This is a genomic window from Gemmatimonadota bacterium, assembly GCA_026705765.1.
Taxonomy (GTDB): domain Bacteria; phylum Latescibacterota; class UBA2968; order UBA2968; family UBA2968; genus VXRD01.
The window spans coordinates 45,424-54,752 of record JAPPAB010000024.1 but is presented as its reverse complement, the minus strand read 5'-3'; the positions used below and the strand labels follow the sequence as shown (position 1 = coordinate 54,752).

Below are 9,329 nucleotides of genomic sequence, written 5' to 3'. Positions count from 1 at the left end.
CGGCCCGGGCGGGGCTTCGAGGCGATTGAACTCGACGCCGGCTACACGTGGTACCAGATCCTCCCGGTTGGACAAGTTGATGAGAGAAAACATCCATATCCGCCTGAAAAGCGTGAATCTATATTCGTAGCTTTCAAACGCTTCGGCATAACATAATTATATCCTCACAAAACACTTGCATTTTGATTCCTGTCGCCAGCTATGCCCTGGCGCGTCAAGATGTTGTGTTACCGCGGCCAACTGCATCCACAATCCCTTGTGGTTGTGGTGCTCGACCAGGCATAAGCAAAAGGCCGTCGATCTTATTCGATTGATGGCCTTTTTTCGTGTATAGATCACTCCTGTATCTACAGCAGATCGGATACACCAAAAGCGACATCCTGTCGGATCTTCTCGTCTTTGTTGTCTATCCTAAAAAAATTTTTACCGAAAAAAACCATTTCGAATATTATCTCCTATATATAGGTGAAAGGGCGATTCCACGCCCACAAATCTTGCGAGGTTGGTTCAGCCTCGCAATTCCTATAAGGAGGCGGTAATGACAACAGCAACGAAGAACACGCAGGGATTCGAGTTTGTTGATATTGAACGACTTGAACATTTTTCCTATGAGGAGCTGCGCGATTATGCCAATTACATTGGAGAGCTTTATGAATCTCTTGATGGTGGATTGAGGCATCGTAAGCCTGACGAGTCCTACAATGCAGGAGCGATTTTCAGGCTCTTGAGGTCTCGAACACCGTACGGCCAATGGGAAACCACCCTTAAAGAAATGGGCCTTGTGCCGAGGTCTATTCAACGCCTAATGTATATTGCTGACGGTGTGGATGAGTTTAATCTGGACGTTGAAGACTTTTCTTTTCAAGATAAAATTATTGATTATATACGTTCTTTACGAGGTTAAAGATTGTTGTGGAGCTACCCCGTCTTGCTTGCGCATTGGTCGCTGAGGACACCAGCTCGCGGCGTGGATCCGTATGGCCAAGCCCTGGGGAGCCGGTGGTAGCTCCAATGCAAAGATCGCAACTCCCTGGCGGCGCGCAGGTGCTAAAAAGGCCCGTTGATCGTTCTCATTGACGGGCTTTTTTTTTCGCCTAGACCTTGACAAATGGGACACCTGGAGCGTATTCTTAGAGGAAAGAGCAGGACATTATTGGGGGCGAATACAAGGTGAGACGTGTGAAGCGCGAGGTTTGAGGCATTAAAAACTGAGAGGACAACTTACGGGACACTTACACTTTCGGGGAGACTTTACAATGGCCGAGACAAACGGGGATGTAAAGAAATGCCCACGTTGCCACGAGCTGGAAAATAAAGTGCGACAAGCGGAAAATCAAGCGTGGCAAGCGAGTGAGGCTTTGAGAATTGTGGACTTGACCCGTTTTGGTGGGTACCTTATCAGTAGTCAGAAAGGAGACCCACTATGCCACCAACACGTCCCCCTTATCCGTCCGAGTTGAAACGCCAGATCATCGAGCTTGTGCGCGCTGGTCGCAGTCCAGCAGAACTGGCCAGAGAGTTTGAGCCAACCGCTCAGACGATCCAAAACTGGATACGCCAAGCTGATCGAGATGAAGGACTTCGAGAAGACGGCTTGACCAGTTCTGAACGAGAAGAGTTGCGTCGTCTTCGACATGAGAATAAGCAGTTGCGCATTGAGCGCGAGATATTGTCAAAAGCAGCGGCCTGGTTCGCAGCGGAGACCGACGCGATCCCAAGAAAATCTTCGCGTTAATAAAAGCGCACCAGGCACTTTGGCCTATCGCCACGCAATGCCGAGTACTGGGTGTCTCCCTCAGTGGGTATTATGCTTGGCGAGCACGTCCCTCCTCTAAACGAGCAAAGGTTGATGTGGACCTGAAGAAGCATATCGAAGCCTTTCATACCCGATCAGACGGTACTTATGGTGCCCCTCGCATTTGGAAAGACCTGATGGATATGGGCATCCTTGTAGGCAAGAAGCGCGTGGCGCGTCTGATGCGTGAGATGGGTATTTGTGGCATAAGCCGCAGAAAGAGCACGCAAACGACTCGTAAGGCACAACAGTCTGATAAGGCTCCTGATCTGGTAAAGAGAGACTTTACAGTTGCAACGGTCAATAAACTCTGGGTAGCTGACATCACCTATGTACCTACCTATTCTGGATTTTTGTATCTATCTGTTGTCGTGGATGCCTTCTCCCGCCGTGTCGTGGGTTGGGCAATGGCGAGCCACCTGCAAAGTGAGTTGGTCTTGTCAGCTTTAAATATGGCCCTTTACCAGCGCCGTCCCGAAGATGTGATCCATCACTCTGACCAGGGAGCGCAATATACCTCCATAGCATTTGGAAACCGTTGTCGTGAAGCAGGCGTACGTCCCTCAATGGGGGCTGCTGGCGACTGCTATGACAATGCGCTGTGCGAGAGCTTCTTCGCCACCCTTGAGTGTGAACTGATCAATCGCCGATCCTTCCGTACGCACAAGGAAGCGCGGTTAGCTATCTTCTCCTATATTGAAGGATGGTATAATCCGCATCGCAGGCATTCTTCTATCGCCTATCACGCGCCGATAGCTTATGAAAAATTGCATCTATCACAGGCTTGATACACAAGCCCTAAACTCTCCACCGAAACGGGATAACTCCAGCCGAGGAGTGAAAAGAGGATATGTCCTCTATGGCAGATTTTTTATCCATCTTTGCGCTATCTCAGTGCTCACTCTTACTGAATTATTCAAACAATGATTTACAGTAGGGACACCACTTCTTCACAACGATACGAACCATTTTCTTACATTTAGGGCATGGCGAATCAACTCTTAGAAATCCGGTCATGTAAGGAAATGGGTGAGGAAATGTAGTACAAAAATCCTCTATAGTAGCTAAGCCTTCTATTATCTGTTGAGGTGATATGTTGTTATCTACTTTCCCGTGCATGATCTGATTGCGAAGGTTTGCCACCTGATCAATCTTTCTAGGGAAACCTTTATCGTGATACTTTTTTGCAAAGCTGTCTTCTTCACGATTGCGGCCAAGCCCTTTGAAAAAATTATTGTATGTCGTGATAGTCCCATCACCCGCATATTCGTTTTCATAATCCTTCATTATATATGATCGCATGCGATGCTCTAATATCATTGCTGCAATAGCAAAATGCATGTCTCGGTAAAGAAAAGCCTTTGCCCATGGTTGGGTAATAACCTCTAATATATTAAAAGTTATTGGATGAAATCGCTCCAACTCTTCAGGGAACTGCACCTTCATTAAAGTTTCAATGTCCATATTGTTTCCTCCTATATACTCACGCGAATACTTGCCAGAAGCGTTGTCTGGCATGTTCTCCAGCCCATAAACATGCAGGATTTACACATCTTCGTCAAGCGTTTTACTTGGAGTCGAAAATAGTGCTGACACTGCTCAAAAGAGCAGTGAAAATACTTGCATAAAAAGGGTTGTAATGTTACATTATACGAACATTGCAACCCTTTGTTTTTGGAGATAGATATATCATGAGAAAAGCCGAGACTGTGCTGGAACACAGCCAGCGAAATTACGCGCTTGTGGTGGTTGATCAGGCAAGCTACATTAGCGGCCTTTTTTCTACCTGATGTACCTCTCAGCTTCGGCCAGGCTGTGGATGTATATGACGCGCGCCGCTATCTCTGTGGCGGCAAAGTCCTTCATACCCATTGCGATTTTTCTCTGCTTCAGTTTTGACAGACGGACAAAGCGATTATTGGAGAAGATCGCCGTAAGGAATCCATCGAGGGCGACTTTCAGCTTCGCTTCATCCTCTCGCAATACTCTCCCGTTTCCACGCTTCGCTATCTCCATCATTCGGCCCACCAGAAACCAGAACTTTGACCTTGTGTTGAAGTCGTGGAAAAGCCGCTCGACCTCATCGGGATATGGAAACTTTTGGGGGGCAGTATCAGAGGCGTACCAGTACGCCGCAGACAGTTCTTTGGGCAGGTCTTTCCCCAAGCCGTCTTTTGGTGGCCAGGGTTCACGCGCGTCAATGGTGAATGTTGCCAGCAATACGAATAGGACTGCGAAAAATCTCGTGTGGTATTTCACGGTGACACCTCCCTTGTGCAACGTGGGGTATATATATGAACTTTTCAGCGGATCTTTTTCTAGTGATGGTGGTCGCAAAAAGCGTATTATGCTATTATTTACAGGCTTTGGTGGGGTTTGCACGGCTCATTTTTTTCTGTTAATTGCGTTAGAAAACAATTTTTTTGGGGGAAAAGGCCGCCGATCAAGCGGCCTTTGCTGCGTCAACGAATGAGCCAATCTTCGCTCACCAGGTCGTCGATGAGGACGACATTCCCGTAGGAGTTAGGCAGAAAACGAATTTCAAGGACAAAGCTGTGGCTCTCGCCATCTTTAAGGATGTCGAAAAGCTGTTTGCCCAACCTGAAATCCTTAACGGGGTAACTCCAAACTTCATATTTTGTACTGTTTTGACATATTGCGGAATATCTCTACTACGCCATCCAACTCAAGCGTCATTCCACTTTTGTAATATGCCTTACAAGCATGGCCAAATCCATAAGTGACCGATGCCGCAACACCGGCGGCTATAGCCATAGCAGCTCCTACTAAAGGCCCACCAAGCAATCCCGCCGCCTTCAAGCCTTGAATGCCCAAACGAAAGATTTGTCGTCCAACACTTCCCGTTACTGTAGCGGCGACCAATTGCATTACATCCTTTTTGGTCACTTCGCATTCATATATAAACGCTATCTTCATCGCAAGACCAGCTTGCAGTGCAGTTAATGGAAATATATCTGCACCAGGTATGGGAATTGCAGCAATACCCGCAGCACTAATTGTTGCACCTGTTATCCATCTATCCACTTGTTCGTCTTTAAACTTTGACACTTTTAAATAAAGTAAGTCCTTTCCTTGAAATTCTAAAATCTCCAGTATATTTCGGTGCAAAACATCAACGCCTCTATTGTCACGAGCGGAGATAGGGACAACCCTCGCACCCGTCTTTTCTTTTATATCCTTCTCCATTTCTTCTTGTTCATTAATGTGGAGCATGTCAATCTTATTGAGCACTACAATGATTGGTTTATCCAATCGTTGCAATTCTTCATAAGCATCAACTGTGGACTTTGATGCTCCGACACCAGCATTAAACAGGAAAAGAATGATGTCGGCATCTTTTTCAACAAATTCTGTCGCTCGGGCACTGTTTTCTTCGTCAATGTCCTCCAAGCCTGGCGTGTCGGAGATATAGACATCTTTTCCAAATGGATACAGCATAACTTCTTTATTCCAACCTGCGACAGCCTTTACACTAGCTAACGGCTGGCCGGTAAGTGCATTGATAGTGGAAGATTTTCCGCTATTCACGCTACCGTACAGCGCCATAATTAATTTTTGCTTCTTGATTTCCTCAAACTTCTCGCTTTCTCGCTCAAAAGATTTATCGAACGCTTTTCCGTAAGCTTCAAAATCGGGTTCAAAACGGGAATCATCCGAAGACTTATTCTTAGACATAATATTCTCCTGAATAAAAGAGTGAATGCAGACTTACAACATTGACAATAAGGGTAAGGTGATTATAGACGAGATCATAAAGATTAGCCTCCTGCCCTATTTATCGTCCTTATATTTTCGCTTAAGACGGCGAGATGCAATGGCGCTATAAAGAAAGCCAGCCAAGGCCACTATCAAGGCTATACCGGTCAAAATAAAAAATGATCTCATACTACTCCTCTCTCGGCCAGATCATCACCAGCCGTCTGACGATCGGCAGTCTCTTGCGAGCAAGCGGCCAGGACGGTGATCAACAACAATAGTGTGCAAAAATTCATGGTGACACATCCCTGTTTGTGGTTAGTAAAGCACGATACAATCTTTCAAAAATATGCCCAAAGACCCTTCTTTCGTGGTGGTCACACCACTGCCATCCGATTGCCCTGAAACAAGGAAATCTCTACTTCCACCGCTGGCTGCCCTGTGGCGGTATAGGGCGATTCTCTGCTTTGCTCTTGGGCTGTTACGGGTGCTTGTGCAAACATAAACTACCCGCTCGTTTTTGTACCAGCCCAAAGCAGAGAAAGCGTACTTGTTGGGGCCTTCTTGCAGTGGTCTGATCGTGGAAATTTCGCCGAGAAAACTGATCGGATGGCTGGCGAAAAATGTCATATTCTCTTTCATTTTGTCGTTCTCTTTCTTCAAGCCGTTTGCCTTGAAGGTCAGGCCGACAAAGAGGGATAACACAAACGCGAGTATAGGAATGCCGAACAGCAGTAATCTTTTGAGGGTTAAAGTGAGGATGATAGGTTTCATGCGATTCTCCTTTTCAAAGATGTACATACAAAAAGCACCTGTGGACAAAGCGCACAGGTGCTTGTGGGTATTGAACTGATACAGATTGTGGGGCCGCTTTACGCATCGGTGGACTTCCCGCGTGAGGTGGTTGGCACTCATAAAAATGAGTGCCGGGCAGAGTCCACCGTCATGCGGAAAATACGCACAATAGCCCCGCCTTTTCACCCGGCTCAGGGAGCGACCCTTTGCCGTTAATGGGCTGTTGTATAGGGCGAGCCACCCGACATAATCGGGTTTCCGCCATGACAATGGACTGTTGTCAGAATACAACGCAAAGGCGGGGCCGTCAACTGGAAAAGTCACGTCTCTTGATCGAACCACTCCTTTATTTTCTCGGCGGCTCGCTTTTCGATCTTTTCAGTAATATGTGCATTCACGGTTATGAGCGCACAGACCAGGACGCCAAAATCATCGGTGAAACCTGCGACTGGTATAGCATCGGGCAAGGCATCAATCGGCGCAATGAAATACATCAGCGCACCCCATATCACGGACTTTGCCCAAGCGGGCGTTTCTTTAGCGGCGGCGGCATAGTAGAGTTGTAAGGCTTTCTCTATGACCTTGCGACCAGCCAGCTTTGCATAGGCGTTGATCTTCTGCCAAAAATCATCATCGTTGTAATAGCTGTTTTCTCCCATGTAAGGTCTCCCATGAAAAAAGCCCACAGAATCAAAGCCCTGCGGGGTAGGTTTAGAGGTCTCGTATTGTTCCCAGGTTTGCGGGCTAACCAGATCGTGCGTTAGATGGCTTCTATGGGCGTCTGTCAGGGAAGTCCAATACTCTCCGAAAATTCCAGTGGGGCGTTGTCTGCTCTGACCAACTGGCCTGATAGATACTGCTCCAGGATTCTGCTTATCACGGCATTTCTCGTATTCCACGAGTTACCGGCGGCGCGGTCGAGACGTACAACGATACCGCGCGGGATTTTTGCGGCAATAACCGTCAGTTCCCTTTGGGGCGACTTGCCGTTGGATTGGCTCATGTTTTTGCTCCTTTGCACGGGTTAGTGTGACGACGTGAATGGCAATTCCCTCCTGACCATTGGGGCGTCAAAGTCGATGCTGTTCGCATAATCCAGCGGGGTATCATCTGCGCGAACCAGTTGTCCGGTGAAATACTGCTCGAGTACTTTGCTGATGACTTGGTTGCGGGAATCGAGGGAGTTCCCGGTGGCCTTTTGGATTAGTGCCAATAGCGGCTCCGGTATTTTGATCGACAACAGCTTGAGGTTGCTAGTGCGCGGTCGGCCAACGGGACGTTTGATCTGCACATCGAGGCGGGCTTTCTCTTTGCTCACCAGCGACAGGGCTTGTTGTCTCGATAAACCTGTGTCCAGGCATTCACCACGCCACACGGATCCAGGCTTTATTCCTTGCCCTATGGGGCTGTTCTTTGTGTGAAAATGCTCTTTGATGCGGTCGGCTATTCTGTCCTCTGTGGCCTCGACAAAAGCCCGTCCATCGCCAAGCGTGATGCGATAAACCGAGTAATGGGATTCGTCCTCTGGTGGATCCGTTAGGTGGTATCCACAAAGGCCACGCTCGACGGGGGGCAAGAGGCAATACAGGTGCTTGCAGTAGCTTTTCAGAATGTCCATATCGCTCCTTTTGTTTTGGGTGTTACGGGAATAGAAAAAGCCCCTGACAATCTCTGTCAGGGGCGCGTGTGTGTGTCGTACTCGAGGGGAGTTTATCTTACTCGACAACTGCATACACCTCCATATCTGCTATGATTGTGTTTGCCGTCAAAGCATCCACTTTAATCTCGAAATTTCCTTGCAGGGTACTGCTCTGGAATCCCCCGACAAACAAAGAATCCCAACGTGGTCTATATTCAGCTACCTGGAACCCCTCCGCATCTACAAATGACAATCTTGCGACTCTAAATGTGCAATCTTCTGGAGTTGGGTTGTAAAGATATATAGTCCAAGCACCCCGAACAGGATTGTCACCGCCCGTAAATTTCCATCTGATACTCCCTCGGATTTGATCATTTCCCCAAGCTATATCAAGTTTTTCACGCACAGTCTTATCAACAACAAACACTGAACAACCCAGGAGCATCAAAAACACCAACACAGAAACCAAGCTCTTTTCGGACATTTGCCCTCCCTATATTTTGGGCCGAGCTACGCGGGCGCGAGGCTCGATGCACAAAAAGCCACGAAACCCTTTATTTTAAGGTATCTGAGAGCGATTAGCAAGTGTCTCTCCCCCAGGCACTTTTCAAATAATCGCTCTCAGACGCCTTTACTTCTCCCCAAATGCGCGACTTATCAAATCCGATGCTTCCCGCTTGGTAATTCTTACCTCGCCGTCTTTTGGTGGGGTCTTCAGCTTGCGGTTAATCTCGTCGGCAAGGTCGCCATCAGTCTTTGAGGATTTGGCGATGTTCTGAAGGGCGACGATCTGCTTTGATGTGGCCGCTTCTCCAGGGCCAACCTCATAACGCTCTGGCCCCTGCTCGCGCGGCGGGGGGTTCGGATCATTCAGCCAATCATGGCCGGGGTCAGCAAGCGGGTCGTCGTAGTGCCCGTTGTGATGTCGTCCGTTGCTGGCGCGGCTGGCGTTGTCGTCGTCTCCGTCATACAGATGCAGACCAATCCCGAACATCGAACAGCACTTTTTGAGGGCATCGACACAGGCGGTTTTCATTGCATCGCCTAATGGGAACCCTCGGTTGATGTTGCCGTGTCCGTAATTCTCACGAGTTACCACACGGCCATCCTCAAGGGTGATAGACAGCGAGCCTTTGACGCCCACAGTGGTATCGGTAAGCCCTGCAATTTCTGTGTGGAAGCTCCAGGAGAAGGGAAAGAGCCGATCCAGGCGCCGGGTATATTCGGGGTGTCCCACATAGGACAAATCTTTGCCGCCGGTGCCAGCGTCATTGCGAATTTTGATAACGTTACTGGGGAACGGCACATAGCACTCGCCAACGATAGCCTCAACATCGACCTCTGGCAGTAGAGCGGTTTCTGCGCTGATTGCTTCCATTGGAT

12 protein-coding genes are annotated in these 9,329 nt (G+C 48.2%); 2 read left to right on the top strand and 10 right to left on the bottom strand.

The window, feature by feature from the left end; all coding sequences use genetic code 11:
- Nucleotides 1–538 precede the first annotated feature (538 nt).
- Nucleotides 539–904 (top strand): hypothetical protein, encoded by a 366-nt coding sequence (locus OXH16_03160; GenBank protein ID MCY3680367.1) that lies wholly within the window; start codon nucleotides 539–541, stop codon nucleotides 902–904.
- Nucleotides 905–1,423: 519 nt separating this feature from the next.
- Nucleotides 1,424–2,583, top strand: a protein-coding gene (locus OXH16_03155; GenBank protein MCY3680366.1) for an IS3 family transposase whose coding sequence is annotated in 2 segments (ribosomal slippage) — nucleotides 1,424–1,673 and nucleotides 1,673–2,583 — 1,161 coding nt in all. Because the reading frame shifts where the segments join, the coding sequence is not laid out codon by codon here.
- A 124-nt stretch (nucleotides 2,584–2,707) separates the two neighbouring features.
- Here the strand turns inward: OXH16_03155 and OXH16_03150 are convergent.
- The 10 genes from OXH16_03150 to OXH16_03105 form a co-directional block, all read right to left on the bottom strand.
- Nucleotides 2,708–3,259 carry a hypothetical protein gene (locus OXH16_03150; GenBank protein MCY3680365.1) on the bottom strand — a complete coding sequence of 184 codons (552 nt, stop codon included), beginning with the start codon at nucleotides 3,257–3,259 and terminating at the stop codon, nucleotides 2,708–2,710.
- A gap of 318 nt (nucleotides 3,260–3,577) precedes the next feature.
- A complete protein-coding gene (locus tag OXH16_03145; GenBank protein MCY3680364.1) occupies nucleotides 3,578–4,054 on the bottom strand; it encodes a hypothetical protein in 477 nt (158 codons plus the stop codon).
- Between the two features lie 203 nt (nucleotides 4,055–4,257).
- Complete coding sequence (locus tag OXH16_03140) at nucleotides 4,258–4,395, bottom strand: hypothetical protein (GenBank protein MCY3680363.1); 138 nt, start codon at nucleotides 4,393–4,395, stop codon at nucleotides 4,258–4,260.
- Nucleotides 4,396–4,426: 31 nt separating this feature from the next.
- Nucleotides 4,427–5,491 carry a 50S ribosome-binding GTPase gene (locus tag OXH16_03135; protein MCY3680362.1) on the bottom strand — a complete coding sequence of 355 codons (1,065 nt, stop codon included), beginning with the start codon at nucleotides 5,489–5,491 and terminating at the stop codon, nucleotides 4,427–4,429.
- Nucleotides 5,492–5,830: 339 nt separating this feature from the next.
- Complete coding sequence (locus tag OXH16_03130; protein ID MCY3680361.1) at nucleotides 5,831–6,286, bottom strand: hypothetical protein; 456 nt, start codon at nucleotides 6,284–6,286, stop codon at nucleotides 5,831–5,833.
- 341 nt (nucleotides 6,287–6,627) lie between these two features.
- Nucleotides 6,628–6,966 (bottom strand): YkvA family protein, encoded by a 339-nt coding sequence (locus OXH16_03125; protein MCY3680360.1) that lies wholly within the window; start codon nucleotides 6,964–6,966, stop codon nucleotides 6,628–6,630.
- Nucleotides 6,967–7,091: 125 nt separating this feature from the next.
- Entirely contained in the window at nucleotides 7,092–7,310 is a 219-nt protein-coding gene (locus tag OXH16_03120) for a hypothetical protein (protein ID MCY3680359.1), read from the bottom strand.
- Nucleotides 7,311–7,331: 21 nt separating this feature from the next.
- Nucleotides 7,332–7,925 carry a hypothetical protein gene (locus OXH16_03115; protein ID MCY3680358.1) on the bottom strand — a complete coding sequence of 198 codons (594 nt, stop codon included), beginning with the start codon at nucleotides 7,923–7,925 and terminating at the stop codon, nucleotides 7,332–7,334.
- Nucleotides 7,926–8,022: 97 nt separating this feature from the next.
- Nucleotides 8,023–8,430 carry a hypothetical protein gene (locus OXH16_03110; protein ID MCY3680357.1) on the bottom strand — a complete coding sequence of 136 codons (408 nt, stop codon included), beginning with the start codon at nucleotides 8,428–8,430 and terminating at the stop codon, nucleotides 8,023–8,025.
- Nucleotides 8,431–8,577: 147 nt separating this feature from the next.
- Entirely contained in the window at nucleotides 8,578–9,324 is a 747-nt protein-coding gene (locus tag OXH16_03105; protein ID MCY3680356.1) for a Rad52/Rad22 family DNA repair protein, read from the bottom strand.
- Nucleotides 9,325–9,329: the final 5 nt, after the last annotated feature.